Annotated in this window: 17 protein-coding genes; 7 read left to right on the forward strand and 10 right to left on the reverse strand. The window is 59.2% G+C overall.

Annotated features, from left to right (window positions below; translation table 11 throughout):
- The first annotated feature begins 54 nt into the window (after window positions 1-54).
- Window positions 55-639 carry a TMEM165/GDT1 family protein gene (locus ACA059_RS26585; RefSeq protein ID WP_008155932.1) on the forward strand — a complete coding sequence of 195 codons (585 nt, stop codon included), beginning with the start codon at window positions 55-57 and terminating at the stop codon, window positions 637-639.
- Between the two features lie 145 nt (window positions 640-784).
- Here the strand turns inward: ACA059_RS26585 and ACA059_RS26590 are convergent, their stop codons facing one another.
- Window positions 785-1,600, reverse strand: a complete 816-nt coding sequence (locus ACA059_RS26590; RefSeq protein WP_497631559.1) for a M48 family metallopeptidase — start codon at window positions 1,598-1,600, stop codon at window positions 785-787.
- Between the two features lie 198 nt (window positions 1,601-1,798).
- On the opposite strand from ACA059_RS26590, the gene ACA059_RS26595 reads away from it, so the two are divergent.
- Window positions 1,799-3,940 (forward strand): methyl-accepting chemotaxis protein, encoded by a 2,142-nt coding sequence (locus ACA059_RS26595; RefSeq protein ID WP_497631560.1) that lies wholly within the window; start codon window positions 1,799-1,801, stop codon window positions 3,938-3,940.
- A 106-nt stretch (window positions 3,941-4,046) separates the two neighbouring features.
- On the opposite strand, the gene ACA059_RS26600 is transcribed toward ACA059_RS26595, so the two are convergent.
- From ACA059_RS26600 to ACA059_RS26610, 3 genes are read right to left on the reverse strand one after another with little or no spacing between them, the layout of a single operon-like run.
- The gene (locus ACA059_RS26600) at window positions 4,047-4,670 is read right to left on the reverse strand and encodes an SOS response-associated peptidase (RefSeq protein WP_497631561.1); all 624 of its coding nucleotides are present in this window, start codon (window positions 4,668-4,670) and stop codon (window positions 4,047-4,049) included.
- 35 nt (window positions 4,671-4,705) lie between these two features.
- On the reverse strand, window positions 4,706-4,966 hold the full coding sequence (locus tag ACA059_RS26605; RefSeq protein ID WP_008153386.1) for a putative signal transducing protein: 261 nt from the start codon (window positions 4,964-4,966) through the stop codon (window positions 4,706-4,708).
- A gap of 12 nt (window positions 4,967-4,978) precedes the next feature.
- Window positions 4,979-5,161, reverse strand: coding sequence for a CPXCG motif-containing cysteine-rich protein (locus ACA059_RS26610; RefSeq protein ID WP_008153387.1), 183 nt, complete (start codon window positions 5,159-5,161; stop codon window positions 4,979-4,981).
- 142 nt (window positions 5,162-5,303) lie between these two features.
- On the opposite strand from ACA059_RS26610, the gene ACA059_RS26615 reads away from it, so the two are divergent.
- Window positions 5,304-6,467, forward strand: coding sequence for a 1-acyl-sn-glycerol-3-phosphate acyltransferase (locus ACA059_RS26615; protein WP_497631562.1), 1,164 nt, complete (start codon window positions 5,304-5,306; stop codon window positions 6,465-6,467).
- Window positions 6,468-6,576: 109 nt separating this feature from the next.
- Here the strand turns inward: ACA059_RS26615 and ACA059_RS26620 are convergent, their stop codons facing one another.
- Complete coding sequence (locus ACA059_RS26620) at window positions 6,577-6,861, reverse strand: hypothetical protein (protein ID WP_497631563.1); 285 nt, start codon at window positions 6,859-6,861, stop codon at window positions 6,577-6,579.
- Between the two features lie 381 nt (window positions 6,862-7,242).
- Window positions 7,243-7,827 carry a YajG family lipoprotein gene (locus ACA059_RS26625; protein ID WP_497268269.1) on the reverse strand — a complete coding sequence of 195 codons (585 nt, stop codon included), beginning with the start codon at window positions 7,825-7,827 and terminating at the stop codon, window positions 7,243-7,245.
- 205 nt (window positions 7,828-8,032) lie between these two features.
- Between ACA059_RS26625 and ACA059_RS26630 the strand changes: the two genes are divergently transcribed.
- Window positions 8,033-8,266 carry a hypothetical protein gene (locus ACA059_RS26630; protein WP_497631564.1) on the forward strand — a complete coding sequence of 78 codons (234 nt, stop codon included), beginning with the start codon at window positions 8,033-8,035 and terminating at the stop codon, window positions 8,264-8,266.
- Window positions 8,267-9,003: 737 nt separating this feature from the next.
- Window positions 9,004-10,512, forward strand: a complete 1,509-nt coding sequence (gene mqo / locus ACA059_RS26635) for a malate dehydrogenase (quinone) (protein WP_497631565.1) — start codon at window positions 9,004-9,006, stop codon at window positions 10,510-10,512.
- A gap of 247 nt (window positions 10,513-10,759) precedes the next feature.
- Here the strand turns inward: mqo and ACA059_RS26640 are convergent, their stop codons facing one another.
- The 3 genes from ACA059_RS26640 to ACA059_RS26650 form a co-directional block, all read right to left on the reverse strand.
- Entirely contained in the window at window positions 10,760-11,047 is a 288-nt protein-coding gene (locus tag ACA059_RS26640; RefSeq protein WP_497631566.1) for a PA4642 family protein, read from the reverse strand.
- Between the two features lie 63 nt (window positions 11,048-11,110).
- Entirely contained in the window at window positions 11,111-11,596 is a 486-nt protein-coding gene (locus tag ACA059_RS26645) for a hypothetical protein (protein WP_218537997.1), read from the reverse strand.
- Between the two features lie 165 nt (window positions 11,597-11,761).
- Window positions 11,762-12,319, reverse strand: a complete 558-nt coding sequence (locus ACA059_RS26650; RefSeq protein WP_046048293.1) for a hypoxanthine-guanine phosphoribosyltransferase — start codon at window positions 12,317-12,319, stop codon at window positions 11,762-11,764.
- A gap of 175 nt (window positions 12,320-12,494) precedes the next feature.
- Here ACA059_RS26650 and upp point away from each other — a divergent pair, with 175 nt between their 5' ends.
- Both upp and ACA059_RS26660 read left to right on the forward strand, forming a co-directional pair.
- Entirely contained in the window at window positions 12,495-13,133 is a 639-nt protein-coding gene (gene upp / locus ACA059_RS26655; RefSeq protein ID WP_008025893.1) for a uracil phosphoribosyltransferase, read from the forward strand.
- A gap of 2 nt (window positions 13,134-13,135) precedes the next feature.
- The gene (locus ACA059_RS26660; protein WP_076029807.1) at window positions 13,136-14,410 is read left to right on the forward strand and encodes a uracil-xanthine permease family protein; all 1,275 of its coding nucleotides are present in this window, start codon (window positions 13,136-13,138) and stop codon (window positions 14,408-14,410) included.
- A 147-nt stretch (window positions 14,411-14,557) separates the two neighbouring features.
- Here the strand turns inward: ACA059_RS26660 and hemH are convergent, their stop codons facing one another.
- Window positions 14,558-15,583 carry a ferrochelatase gene (gene hemH, locus ACA059_RS26665; protein WP_497631567.1) on the reverse strand — a complete coding sequence of 342 codons (1,026 nt, stop codon included), beginning with the start codon at window positions 15,581-15,583 and terminating at the stop codon, window positions 14,558-14,560.

The following is a 15,583-nucleotide window of genomic DNA, read 5'->3' on the forward strand; positions in this document are numbered from 1 at the left end:
CGGGAAGGCTGTACGTGTCATAGCCGTGTCGACCCGCCCCTTAGGAAAACCCTGATGCTGGATTCACTTCTCGTTCCCACCGCAATCGTTGCCTTGGCCGAAATCGGCGACAAGACGCAACTGCTCGCGCTCATTCTCGCCGCTCGCTTTCGCAAACCCTGGCCGATCATCGCCGGTATCGTCGCTGCAACCCTGGCCAACCACGCGGCCGCCGGCGCGGTAGGCGCCTGGGTCGGTAGTTTCTTCTCGAATGCGACGCTGCACTGGATCCTCGCCGCGAGCTTCACCGCGACCGCATTGTGGACCCTGGTGCCGGACAAGATGGATGACGACGAAGCCAGCACCGCCCGCAAGTTCGGACCGTTCCTGACCACGCTGATCGCGTTTTTCCTTGCGGAAATGGGCGACAAGACTCAAGTCGCCACGGTGATGCTCGCTGCGCAATACCCGGAACTGTGGCTGGTGATCATCGGCACTACCGCCGGCATGTTGATTGCCAACGTGCCAGTGGTTTTGGCGGGTAATTTTGCGGCGGACAAACTGCCACTGACTTTGATTCGTCGACTGGCGGCTTCGGCGTTCTTCATCCTCGCCATTGTCGCGGTGTACAAGGCGATGCAGAGCAGCGGTTGGGTTTGACGCGTTTCGTCAGCAGCACCGTGTAATCGTTCTTCGCGAGCAAGCCCGCTCCCACATTTGACCGAGTTCTTCCAGAGCAAATGCGGTCGAATGTGGGAGCGGTCTTGCTCGCGAAGGCGTCAGCGGCCTCACCGCATGACTATCATTATTTTTTGGCTTTCTCGTACAGCGGCATGACTTTCGGGATCGCCGCCTGCAACGAAGCAATACGACTCGACGACGCCGGGTGAGTACTCATGAACTCCGGCGGCGAACCTTCCGAGGCCTTGGTCATCTTGTTCCACAGGGTGATCGCGGCGTTCGGGTTGTAACCGGCGCGAGCGGCCAGTTCCAGGCCGATCAGGTCCGCCTCGTTTTCATTGGCGCGACTGTTGGGCAAGGTCATGCCGTAGTTGGCAACGGTATCCGCCAGCGCCAGGCTGTCCTGGCCCAGACCGAACAAGGCACCGGCGCCCTGCTTGGCCATTTCGATGCCGTAAGCCTTGGACATCGCTTCACGACCATGCTCGCGCAGGGCGTGGGCGATTTCGTGGCCAATGATCGCGGCGATCTCATCGTCGGTCAGTTGCAGCTTGTCGATCAGCCCTGTGTAGAAAATGATCTTGCCGCCAGGCCCGCAATTGGCGTTGAGTTCGTCGCTCTTGATCAGGTTGACTTCCCATTTCCATTGGGCCGAATCCGGACGGAAAACCGGCGCTTGGGCAATCAGCCGGTCGGCAATCACCTGGACGCGTTTGGCATCGTTACTGGTCTTGTCCAGCACGCCTTTGGTGTTCGCCTCGCCGACAGTCTTTTGATAAGACTGGGCGTACATCTGGTTGACCTCGTCGGTCGACAACATGCTGAACATGTACTGTTTACGCTCAACGCCCACCGCGCCACCGCTGGTGGTATTGACCGACTGACAACCGGCGAGCAGCAAACCTGCGCTCAGTGCACACAAAACCAATGTCTTGTTCATCAAAAATCTCCCTGAAAACATGCCGCGTATCCTAGGCGGTGAATTGTATCGGCGCCAGATACAACGGACGTGTAGCACACACTAATTCATTTACGACATCAAACATTCCAAAACAGCCAATTAACCAAACCCCGCTCATGGCCATCGCCTCCCCTGCCGATACAGCACCGCAGACGTCCTCTTGCGTGCGGAGCACCCATGAAATTCAAGTCCATCCAGTTTTCCGTGGCGGCCCTCGCCGGCGCCATCGTTCTTAGTGTCGTGGCAGCCCTGGTGCTGTACGCGTTGTTTTCCGGCGCACGGACACAAGACATGGTCCAGCAGCGGACCCAGGCACAATTCGAGCAAGTCATCGAACAACGCCTGACGTCACTGGCGCAAACCCAGGTCAGCCAGATCCAGCGCGAGCTCGAAGCGCCACTGCTGATTGCCGGCGGTCTGGTGCGAGTCAACGCATTGATCGGCACACCGGGTGCCGATGGCCAGCCACAGTTGAATCTGAGCCGTGAGCAATTGATCAGCCTGATCAAGGAAAACGTCGTCAAGAACCCGAAAATTCTCGGCACCTACATCGGTTGGGAAAAAAACGCCCTCGATCACAACGACGCGGCCTACGTCGACACCCAGGTGGTCGGCATCGACGCCAGCAACGGGCGCTTCCTGCCTTGGTGGTTCCGCAACGAAGACGGCAGCCTGGGCCTGGACAAACTGGTGGACGTCGACGACCAGAAAACCCTGTCCACCGGCGTTCGCGCCAGCGAGTACTACCTGTGCTCGAAAGAAACCAAAAAATCCTGCGTGATCGATCCGGCACCCTACAAGGTCGGCGACAAGATCGTCATGCTCGCCTCCTTTATAGAACCGATCATGCTCAACGGGGCCTTCCAGGGCATCGTCGGCGCCGACCTCTCGGTGAACTTCATCCAGGAAATGCTCCTCGGCGCGAATCAGAAGTTGTACAGCGGCGCTGGTGAAATGGCCCTGATTGGCGGCAACAGCCGGATCGTTGCCTACACCAAGGACCCGAGCAAATTCGGCGAGAAGGTCAGCGACATCCTCGACAGCCAGCAGATCGCCAACATGGCCAATCTCAAGCGCGGCGAAGTCACCTACACCGTCGACAAAGCCCGGGGCCGGATCGAGTTGTACTTGCCGTTCGGCATCGGCCAGACCGACGCTCGCTGGACCCTCATGCTGCAACTGCCACTGAACGCGGTGATGGCCGACCTGCAAAAACTTCAGGGCGATCTGGACGCCCAGCGCAAGTCCGACACCTTCGGCATGGCCATGGTCGGCTTGTTGATTGCCGGTATCGGCTTGCTGGTGATCTGGCTGGTGGGCCACGGCATTGCCCGGCCGCTGAAGCAGATGGTTGCCATGCTCGACGACATCGCTCAGGGCGAAGGTGACCTGACTCGCCGCCTGACCAGCGATCGCGCCGACGAATTGGGCTCGATCGCCAAAGGCTTCAACACCTTCCTGGCCAAGTTGCAGGTGATGATCACCCAGGTGGTGACTTCGGTGCAGAGCGTCAGTGATTCGTCGGAACACACCGCCGATATCGCCATCCGCACCAACATCGGTGTGCACAAGCAAATGGCCGAGATTGATCAAGTCGCCACTGCGGTGCATGAAATGACAGCGACCGCTCAGGACGTGGCGCGCAACGCGACCCAGGCTGCGCAAGCCGCCAGCCATGCCGATCAGGCAGCGGCGCAGGGCATGCAAATCGTGCGGGACACGTCGAACTCGATTGGCGTGCTGGCGATAGAAATCGGCAAGGCTGTCGGCGTAGTGCAAACCTTGGCCAAGGACAGCGAGAACATCAATGCGATCCTGACGGCCATTCGCGGGATTGCCGAACAGACCAACCTGCTGGCCTTGAACGCCGCCATCGAAGCGGCCCGCGCCGGCGAACAGGGACGCGGTTTTGCGGTGGTGGCCGACGAAGTGCGCAACCTGGCGCAGAAGACTCAGAAAGCCACTGAAGAAATTCAGACCATGATTCAGCAACTGCAACAAGGCACGCGCGACGTGGTGCGGGTGATGGAGGACAGTCAGAGCCGCACCGATGAAAGCGTGCAGCATGCGGCGAAAGCGGCCGAGGCGCTGGAGACAATTACGCAGGCGGTGTCGGTGATCAACGACATGAACACCCAGATTGCCAGTGCGGCCGAGGAACAGAGTGCGGTGGCTGACGACATCAACCGTAACGTGATCAACATCGGGCAAGTGGCCAATGAAGTGGCGGGCGGGGCGGATGAATCGAGTGCGGCGAGTGCGGATCTGACCAAGCTGGCTGAGCAGCAGCGGCGGTTGATCAATCAGTTCAAGGTTTAAGGTAAAGAGCAAGATCAAAAGATCGCAGCCTTCGGCAGCTCCTACATTGGAGCAACGTACACCCTGTAGGAGCTGCCGAAGGCTGCGATCTTTTCGAATCCACCACTCAACCCGGAGTCAAACACTCCGGCCCATTGAGCTTCGGATCATTCACCAGATTCGCCAACACCCGCTCGCGCAACGCCGCGGGTTCACTGGCGAGCAACGCTTGCAAGGCATGCAACGGCGTTTCGGGATTGAGCCACGCCTCCTGCCCCGCCGCATCAAGAATCAACGGCCGACGCTGACTAGCCGCTGGTTGCGTGATCACCGCTGTACTCAGCCACACCTGCTCCTGCACCGGATACGCTTCCCAAATCGCCGCAAAGCACAGCGTCGAGCCCTCCCCCGCTGTCAACCAGTACGGACGCTTGCGGGTCGTACCGCGCCATTCGTAAAAACCGTTGGCCGGCAGCAGGCAACGGCGTTCGCGCAGGGCCTGGCGAAACATCGGTTGTTCAGCGACGGTTTCAGCCCGAGCATGGGCTGGCGTACGGGACAAGTCGGTCAGCCACGGCGGCGTCAACCCCCAGCGCGCTCGGGCCAACTCACGCTGACCGTCAACACCCGCGCGCAGCATCAACACCGAATCGTTGGGAGAAATATTCCACTGGGCCTGCTGATCGGCAGGGAAGCCAGGCAGGGCCGCGAAGGCGGGGTTCCAGCGAAACAGGGCATAACGTCCACACATGGGGCAACACGACTCTTGATAAAACGAACGCCAGCCTAACAGACCAGCGTGCCGGGAAAACTTTCCGGTTCATCGCCGGGCAGTGGCAGCGCGGCATTGTACGCGGTGATCAACTCCCGGGCGTACTCGGCCTCGTCGTTATCGACCGACAGGCCCAGCAGGCCGAAGATCGGCAATTCGCCGCTGCCTCCGAGCAAATCGCGCCCCACCAGATGCGCTTCGATGCCCTCACTGGCCAACATGCTTTGCAGCAACTCACCTTCCATGAGGTTTTCCGGCTCGTAGATTCGCTGCATGGGGTGCCCCTTTCATTCGTTTTCGCTGTGAACTTCGAGCAACCATTCCTGGCCGTCAGTCTGCAGGACAAACGTGATGGGGCGACAACACACCGGACAGTCTTCGATATAGGTCTGATCGCCACCGGACAAGTCCAGAACGGCCTCAGCCTCTTCACCACAATACGGACATTCGTAGCGCTCGGTTTCCAGCATCGCGGTCTCCCAGGTGACTTGTGCGTATAATCGCCGGTCTATTTGCAGGGCTATTTTTGTCTGGCTAACTTTTCAGACCGTGCCCCGTTGGTTTTCGATCAAAACCTTTACTTACCCTAGCCGTTTCTAACAAGAGAGCATGATGGGCGAATTCGATGCCATCCGACCTTACAATGACAGCGAAGTCCCGGCGGTGCTGGACCGGCTGCTCGGCGACAAGGCGTTTCTAGATATCCTCATCCACTTCCGCTTCCCGCGTTTTGCCGGTGCTTTCGGCTGGATGCTCAAACCTCTTATAGCTCATCGGCTGCGCCGTGAGTTCGCCGGCGTGACGTCGGTGGCCACGTTGCAGGATAAAGTCGAGATGTACGTCGACCACACCATCGAGCGAGCCACGGACGGTGTGACGTACACCGGCGTCGAGCAATTCAAGTCCGGCAGCGCCTACCTGTTCATCGCCAACCACCGCGACATCGTGATGGACCCGGCCTTCGTCAACTACGCCGTGTACCACGCCGGCCTGCCGACACCGCGCATCGCGATCGGCGACAACCTGCTGCAAAAGCCCTTCGTCAGCGATCTGATGCGCCTGAACAAGAGCTTTATCGTGCACCGTTCGATCACCGGTCGACGCGAGAAGATGGCGGCGTATCAGCTGCTGTCGGCCTACATCAACCACTCGATCCGCAAGGATTGCGCCTCGATCTGGATCGCCCAGGCCGAAGGCCGGGCCAAGGACGGCGACGACCGCACCGAGTCGGCGATCCTGAAAATGTTCCACATGAGCCGCAAGGACGAGCCATTCGGCGAAGTCATTCAGTCGTTGAACCTCACCCCGGTGTCGATCAGTTATGAATACGACCCGTGCGATCAAGCCAAGGCTCGCGAGCTGTTCATCCGCGCCACCACCGGCAGCTACACCAAAGTGCCGGGCGAGGACGATGTGAGCATCGCCAAGGGCATCACCGGCTACAAGGGCCGCGTCCATGTGAACTTCGCCTCGCCGATCACCGAACTGTTCGACGACACCAAGCAATTGGCGATCGAGATGGACCGGCAGATCCTTGGCGGCTATCGCCTGTTCCCGGTGCACTACCTGGCCTACGCCCAGTGGAAAGACGCCGACCCACAATTGCAGGTGCCGAAAGCCTCCGAGGTGTTTGCGGCAGACGAACTGGCCAAGGCTCAGGAGCAATGGCAACAGCGTCTGGACGCTTGCCCTGAGGAGCATCGTCCGTTCATGGTCCTGCAATACGCGACGCCGGTGCGCAATCAGTACCGTGTGAAAGCAGGTTTGCCGCTGTAGGATTTTTTTAAAGCAAGATCAAAAGATCGCAGCCTGCGGCAGCTCCTACATAGGATTTAGGTACACATGTAGGAGCTGCCGCAGGCTGCGATCTTTTGCTTTTAGAGGGTCAAACCCGCGTGCTGATCCACGACACCAGCAGCGCCAACCCCAGGCAGGCAAAACCGAATCGATAGAAAAACCGGTTCATGCGCAAGGTCGCCCCATCCAGCATCAACGTCGGTTCATCGAGACGACGGCTCTGGCTTTGCGCTTCGAGAATGGCCAACGCGCGCTGTTCGCGGCGACGAGTGGCATGCAGCAACCAGCCGCCCGGAAAGGCAAACAACAAGGCCAACAGGTTGATCAACTTGGCGGGATGGTTGGTAAACAGCGAAATCAAATGCAACGACATCACGAACCTCAGCGAAACAGGTGGCAGACGCCGAACCGACGACCGCGGCGCGAATTCTACCGAAAGCCTCGCCACCTGCCCTTGCTTTCCGACAAATAACGAACCATTGGACCGATTCCTGTCCTGTGTCACGGCGCCGTCATTTCAATACGCCAGTCTGGCGCCCCTCGAGTGTTCTGGATTTTTATTCGCAAGCAGCCTGACACCGCAGATCCCTTGCTCGCGATGGCGGTGTGTCAGCTGCATTGATGTTGACTGACACTCCGCATTCGCGAGCAAGCCCGCTCCCACAGGGGATGGGTGCAGTCCCGCCAAAAATCAGCACGCATGAAAAAGCCCGGGGCCATTGCTGGCACCGGGCTTTTTGAATCCAGCGAACGTTTATTCGGCGAGAATCTGACCAATCGTCGGATCCTTGAACAGACGCGTCAACGCATCGCTCAACACATCGCTGACCAGCTTGGTATTGGTTTCCTGATTCGGCGCCATACCAAAACGCTGATCCAGGGACGCACCATAACGACCGCTGTAGCGACGATTGGCATTCTGCACATCGGAGCGGAAGGTCGCGCCAATGGTGGCCTCAGTTACATACATGCCTTCTTTAGGCGACTGATACTTCAGCTCGGCCAGCGTCACGGTCAACTGCGGAGCATTCAGCGCATTGGAGGTTGGGGTGAAGCCCAACAACCGCACGGCCGCTTCGGCCTGAGCCTGCAATTTCGGCAGAATCTGCGCGCCCTGCACGGTGATCGCGCTGGTCTCAGGATACAGGCCACCACGGGTGCCCAACGTCGGCGACGGACGACCGTCCACCACACGAACGACCACCGGCTGACCATGACCGACCGGCGCCAGCTGAGTCGTCAGCTTGGGTTCCGGATTCAGTTGTTGCGGGCTGTGGGCGCAGCCAACCAGGGTCAAACTGGTCACAGTGATCAAACCGAACAACAGGCGTTGCAACATGCTCTTCTCTCCAGAATCAGGCACAAACAGGCCGGCAGTATAGCGGTGCGCCACTGCGGCTAACCAGCACCCCCCAGTGAATACTGAAATCTCTGACAAACCCTCAAGACTGCGGTTCCTGTCACAGATATGTCACCGCCCATACACTTGCTCGTCACGGCTCACTGGCAACCTTTACAGCAGTCACCCCACAAGGTACTTCGCCATGCGCTATCTCGTCTCGCTGTTCAACCCTCGCCCTCTGCATCGCTGCTTCGCCCTGCTCGACCACAACGGCCACTGCCAGGCATTCAAACAGTGCAGCCTCCAGCCGATGGGCGATGGCTGGGTCGAAATCGAAGAAATCCGTCTCAACTGGCTGCACCATCCCCTGCCCCCTAGCGCCCGTGTCAGCCAGCGCCAGCCACGTGCACGGGCTCAACAACTGTTGACCACCTGACCGAACACCTAATAAAAGTCATTAAACACGACCATTTCCCTGCGTTTCTTCGCTACAATCTCCCCCCGATTATAAGGACGTCTCCTGATCGGGCCTCGCAGCATCGTCAATGCGCTTGTATTGACACCCCGCACCGCCCTACAGAGAGCCGCCCACACAGATCGAGTGAAGCTGGCGCGCTTGCTGTTCCTTGAGCAAAACCCCCACTTTTCGCGAATCTGCAGAGCTGTCATTACGCTCGGTCACTGAGCTGTTTGCCCGTTTTGCCTGTCATGTATCCCATGGCGGCAATCCATCCGGGCACGGTGCCAGGCTGGGGCAGCCCTTTTTTGAGGTTCACGTCTTCAAAAGAGCGTGAAAAAAACGGGTTTTCACAACTTCACAAGAGTGTGGCGAGCAAATGAATAGTTTTGCGTCTGAATATGCACCATTAGCGTCTGAAACAGCCCAACGACACAGGACCGAGTACGCCTCGAACACCGGAGCCTGAAGCCTGTCCTCTACGGATTTGGTTGCACAAACGGATGTATCGACCATAAGTCGAATTGCCAGCCGCGCGTTGAAGTGAGTTCATGTAACTCTTTTAGACCCGGCTAGCGTCCGTCGAAGTTGCGAAAAATTGCGAAGATTCGGACATGGCGATACTGCCATGGGTACCTGGGGCATCACTGACACGCCCCTGAACGCCTGGCAGCCATGCCGACAATTTGGTGCTGCAGATTTTGGAGACGCGTTAAATGGCGCATAACGAAGCAGTCGACGTAGTACTGGTTGGGGCCGGCATCATGAGTGCCACCCTCGCTGTACTGCTCAAAGAACTCGACCCCGCGATCAAGCTGGAAGTCGTCGAGCTGATGGATTCCGGTGCCGCGGAGAGTTCGAACCCGTGGAACAACGCCGGTACCGGTCACGCCGGGCTGTGTGAGCTCAACTACACGCCGCAGGCCGCCGACGGCACCGTCGACATCAAGAAAGCCGTGCACATCAACACCCAGTTCGAGGTGTCGAAACAGTTCTGGTCCTACCTGACCAAGAAAAGCACCTTCGGCTCGTGCAAGACGTTCATCAGCCCGGTGCCGCACCTGAGCTTCGTCCAGAACGACGATGGCGTTTCCTTCCTCAAGGAACGCTTCAAGACGCTGAGCAAGCACCACGCCTTCTCGGACATGGAATACACCGAAGACAAGGCCACCATGGCCGAGTGGATGCCGCTGATGATGCCTGGCCGGCCGGCCGACGAAGTCGTCGCCGCCACCCGCGTCATGAACGGCACCGACGTCAACTTCGGCGCCCTGACCAATCAACTGCTCAAGCACCTGACCAGCGCACCCGATGCCCAGGTCAAGTACTGCAAGCGCGTGACCGGCCTCAAGCGTAACGGCAGCGGCTGGACCGTCAGCATCAAGGACGTCAACAGCGGCAATTCCCGTGACGTCGACGCGAAATTCGTGTTCCTCGGTGCTGGCGGCGCGGCACTGCCGCTGCTGCAAGCTTCGGGCATCGAAGAAAGCAAAGGCTTCGGCGGCTTCCCGATCAGTGGCCAGTGGCTGCGTTGCGACAACCCGGAAGTGGTCAAACACCACCAGGCCAAGGTTTACAGCCAGGCGGCCGTGGGTTCGCCTCCGATGTCGGTGCCGCACCTGGACACCCGCGTCGTCGATGGCAAGAAGTCCCTGTTGTTCGGACCTTACGCCGGTTTCACCACCAAGTTCCTCAAGCACGGCTCCTTCATGGACCTGCCGATGTCGGTTCGCGCCGGCAACATCGGCCCGATGCTGGCCGTGGCGAAAAACAACATGGACCTGACCAAGTACCTGGTCAGCGAAGTGATGCAGTCGATGGAGCAGCGCCTGGATTCCCTGCGTCGCTTCTACCCTGAAGCGAAAGCCGAAGACTGGCGCCTGGAAGTGGCCGGCCAACGGGTGCAGATCATCAAGAAAGACCCGAAAAAGGGCGGCGTTCTGCAGTTCGGTACCGAACTGGTCGCGGCCAAGGACGGCACCCTTGCTGCCCTGCTCGGCGCTTCGCCAGGTGCGTCGGTGACTGTTTCGATCATGCTGGAACTGATCGAGAAATGCTTCCCGAACAAATCGTCCGGTGAGTGGGCTGCCAAACTCGCGGAAATCTTCCCGGCCCGGGAAAAGGTTCTGGAAACCGACGCTGCGCTGTATCGCAAGATCAATGCGCACAACAACGTCGCGCTGGAACTGGTTGAAGCCAGCAACGAGACCGAAAGCTACGCTTGATTCGGCCGCATAAAAAACGCCCCGTTCTCATTGAGAGCGGGGCGTTTTTTTATGGGCGGTGAAACCAATATTGCTGTCGCACTTAACTTTGTGGCGAGGGGATTTATCCCCGTTCGGCTGCGCAGCAGTCGCAAAACCTTTGAATGCGATTTGCCTGACATACCGTGTCAGCAGATTTTGGGGCCGCTTCGCAGCCCAACGAGGATAAATCCCCTCGCCACAGGTATCGGGTTCCTCCCAGAAAGGATCAGCCGCGAGCCTTGTTGATCAATTCGATGTACTCGGCCGCGTTGCGCTGATCCTGGATCAGGGCGACGAAGTCATTGCCGTGCTCATCCTTGCCGTCCAGATCCAGACCGGCTTCGACGAAAAACGTCAGAAAACGCTCGAAGTCATCGATGCGCAGGCCGCGATAGGCCTTGATCAGTTTGTGCAGCGACGGCGACGTGGCGTCGACCGGTTCGAAATCGAGGAACAGCTTGATCTGCTCATCGCCGATCTCGTCACCAATCACTTGCTTCTTATCTTTACGCATTGCCGACTCCAGCTCGCAGACATTTCACGGGGCGGGCAGTTTACCCCTCCCTTGCCACCGGGCTCAACGCGGACGAACAGCGCCCGTGTGCAGATCGGCCCAGACATGACCGTTGGCGTAGCTGAGGAACTGGCAATACACCGTGTCATTGCGCAACAAGTCGATCACGACCCGGTACTGGGCCATCGGGTAAAACAGCGTCAGGGTTTTGCTTTTGTCGTCGTAGATCGGCTTTTTCAGGCTTTTGCTTTCGCCATCGAAGTTGACCAGCACCTGGCTGATGGTCGCGCCCTTGTTCAAGGATTTGCCCTTGAGACGGATCAGCAACGGTGAGGTCACCGGAATTGGCTGCTGGCTGGACTGGCGCTGGCTGCCGACCACCACCGAATACTCGGTGACCTGCAACAGCTGTTGCTGCTCGGGCTCCGCGTCACGCAGGGTCAGGTCATCGGGGGGCAGGAACTGCGCGTGCATCGGCGCCGGGGCGGCCGCCAGAGGCAGGCTGACGGTCAGCAACAGGGCGGCGCAGCTGCGGATCAAAAGGCTCATGACAGGCTCCGGAGGGCGAGGCCGAGCACTCTAGCATGGGTTTAAAAGCAAAAGATCGCAGCCTTCGGCAGCTCCTACAGAGAACCGGATACACCCGATAATCTTCGGGTGAACTCGATCATGTAGGAGCTGCCGCAGGCTGCGATCTTTTGGGGCGCTGCGGTCTTACATGCCTTTAACAGCAAAAATCCCGTTGGCGTTACGCCAGTAGCCCTTGTAGTCCATGCCGTAACCGAAGATGTAACGGTCGATGCATGGCAGGCCGACGAAATCGGCTTTCAGGTCCGGGCGAGCCTTGCGGTCGTGGTCCTTGTCGATCAGCACGGCGGTGTGCACAGCGCGGGCGCCGGCGTGTTTGCAGTAGTCGATGATCGCGCCCAGGGTGTGACCTTCATCGAGGATGTCGTCGATGATCAGCACGTCGCGGTCGAGGAACGAGACTTCCGGCTTGGCTTTCCAGAACAGATCGCCGCCGCTGGTTTCGTTGCGATACCGAGTGGCGTGCAGGTAGGACGCTTCCAGCGGGAAGTTCAGATACGTCAGCAGCTTGCCGGAGAAAATCAGCCCGCCGTTCATCACGCAGAACACCACCGGATTGCTTTCAGCCAGCTGGTCGTTGATTTGTGCACCGACGCGGGCGATGGCCGCCTCGACTTCAGCTTCGGTGTACAGGCAGTCAGCCTCTCGCATGATTTGACGGATATGCTCGAGATCAGCGGACATGGCGCTCTCCAAGGGGTTTTAGGGGGAGGGACGGGTTCGGAAAAGCGGGCAAAGGTACGCATCAAGCGAGGCCAGATCAAGCGTTTGTGGACTAACGTACTGTATGTCTATAGGACAACACCCTCGGATAGATTAATCTAGGCCGGTTTTTTTGCCCGCCGCCGGAGCCTTTCCCATGCCCATCCTCGAGATCCGCCATCCGCTGATCCGCCATAAACTCGGCCTTATGCGCCGCGCCGACATCAGCACGAAGAATTTCCGTGAGCTCGCTCAGGAAGTCGGTGCCCTGCTGACCTATGAAGCCACCAAAGATCTGCCGCTGGAATCCTACGACATCGAAGGCTGGTGCGGCACGGTGTCGGTCGAGAAAATCGCCGGCAAGAAAATTACTGTAGTACCGATCCTGCGCGCCGGTATCGGCATGCTCGAAGGCGTGCTGAGCCTGATCCCGGGCGCCAAAGTCAGCGCCGTCGGCGTGGCCCGCAACGAACAAACCCTGCAGGCCCACACCTATCTGGAAAAACTGGTTCCGGAAATCAACGAACGCCTGGCGATGATCATCGACCCGATGCTCGCCACCGGTAGTTCCATGGTCGCGACCATCGACCTGCTGAAAAAAGCCGGTTGCCGGGATATCCGCGCGATGGTGCTGGTGGCTGCCCCTGAAGGCATTGCCGCCGTAGAGAAGGCTCACCCGGACGTGACCATCTATACCGCTTCCATTGACGAGAAGCTGAACGAACACGGTTACATCATTCCAGGCCTGGGCGATGCCGGTGACAAGATCTTCGGCACCAAGCAGAAGGACGCTTGAGCATGCAGCAAGAGTTCAACGATCCGCTCTGGCGCACGGTGCTGTCGGGTGCGCAGATGCTGTTCGTGGCCTTCGGCGCTCTCGTGTTGATGCCGCTGATTACCGGCCTCGACCCGAACGTGGCGCTGTTCACCGCAGGTCTGGGGACGATTCTGTTCCAGATCGTCACCGGGCGTCAGGTGCCGGTGTTCCTGGCGTCGAGCTTTGCCTTCATCACCCCGATCATTCTCGCCAAGGGCCAATTCGGTCTCGCGGCGACCATGGGCGGCGTGATGGCGGCGGGTTTCGTCTACACCTTCCTCGGCCTTGCGGTGAAGATCAAAGGCACCGGTTTCATTGACCGTCTGCTGCCACCCGTGGTGATTGGCCCGGTGATCATCTCGATCGGCCTGGCCATGGCGCCAATCGCCGCCAACATGGCGATGGGCAAGGCTGGCGACGGCACCGAACTGATTCATTATCAGACGGCGATGCTGATCTCGATGCCAGCGCTGCTGACCACCCTGATCGTCGCGGTGTTCGGTAAAGGCATCTTTCGCCTGGTGCCGATCATCTCGGGCGTGCTGGTGGGTTTTGCGATGGCGTTCTATTTCGGCGTCGTTGATACCGCGAAAATTGCCGCCGCACCGTGGTTTGCAATCCCGCACTTCACCGCGCCGGAATTCAACTGGCAGGCGATTCTGTTCATCGTTCCGGTGGCCCTGGCCCCGGCCATCGAGCACATCGGCGGCGTGATCGCTGTCGGTAGCGTGACCGGTCGCGATTACCTGAAGAAACCCGGCCTGCACCGCACCCTGCTCGGCGATGGCATTGCCACCACCGCAGCCGGCCTGTTTGGCGGTCCACCCAACACCACCTATGCCGAAGTGACGGGCGCGGTGATGCTGACCAAGAACTACAACCCTAAGATCATGACCTGGGCGGCGATATTCGCCATCAGCCTGGCGTTCGTCGGCAAGTTCGGCGCGCTGCTGCAAAGCATTCCGGTGCCAGTGATGGGCGGGATTCTGTGCCTGTTGTTCGGTTCGATCGCAGCGGTAGGCATGAACACGCTGATTCGCCACAAGATCGACCTGGGCGAAGCGCGCAATCTGGTGATTGTCTCGGTGACCCTGGTGTTCGGGATTGGCGGCGTACTGGTCGGCACCGGCACAGGGCCGGACGACTTCGGCCTTAAAGGCATCGCGCTGTGCGCGGTGACGGCGATAGCGTTGAACCTGCTGCTGCCGGGTAATGACAGCTGGAAGCACAAGAAGGCGAATGAGTCGTTGTTGTAACAGACGACTCAATCCCTGTGGCGAGGGGGCTTGCCCCCGTTTGAGTGCGCAGCACTCACAAAATCTTCATCGACTGCGAGAGTTTTGGGGCCGCTTCGCGACCCAACGGGGTGATGCGGCATTCCGGCAAGCCCCCTCGCCACAGTTTTAAAGCGCCAACGGCGCTCGCTCGCACAAGGTGCTCAACGCCCGCGCCCACTGCGGATCGTCGTTAAGACACGGCACCAGCACCAACTCCTCTCCCCCCGCCTCGCGGAACTGCTCTTTGCCGCGATCCCCGATCTCTTCCAACGTCTCGATGCAATCGGCAACAAACGCCGGGCACATCACCAGCACTTTCTTCACGCCCATTCCAGCCAATTCATCGAGGCGCGCTTCTGTGTAGGGCTCGATCCATTTCGCTCGGCCCAGACGCGACTGGAACGATACCGACCACTTGCCATCCGGCAGGCCCAGCCGTTTGGCAAACTCGGATGCCGTGCGCAGGCATTGGGCGCGGTAGCAGGTCGCCAGAACTTCTGGTGAAGCGTTCAGACAGCAATTATCGCTTTTGAAGCAATGGTGACCGGTAGGGTCGATCTTGGTCAGGTGCCGCTCCGGCAATCCGTGAAAGCTTAGCAACAGGTGATCGTGCTCCTGCTCCAGATGCGGCTTGGCGCTGACCACCAGCGCATCGAGGTATTCCGGCTGATCGTAGAACGGCTGGAGAATTGAAAACTGCATATCCAGCTGTTTCTCGCGCACTACCCGCTTGGCCTCCTCGATCACCGTAGTCACAGTGCTGTCGGCGAACTGTGGATAGAGCGGTGCGAGCGTGACCCTCTTGTGACCCTGGGCTGCCAGGCGCACCAACATCGATTCAATTGACGGTTCGCCATAACGCATCGCCAGCTCCACCGGACCGTGAGTCCACTGGGCCGTCATGGCCTGTTGCAGGCGACGGCTGAGCACCACCAACGGCGAGCCCTCCTCCCACCAGATCGAGGCGTAGGCGTGGGCAGACTGCTCCGGTCGCTTGAACAGGATCAGCGACACCAGCAAACGTCGCACCGGCCATGGCAGGTCGATCACATACGGGTCCATCAGAAATTGATTGAGGTAACTGCGCACATCCGCCACCGAGGTGGAAGCCGGTGAGCCCAGATTGACCAGAAGCAATGCGTGATCGGTCAT

It is taken from the genome of Pseudomonas sp. LBUM1647 (genome assembly GCF_059716175.1).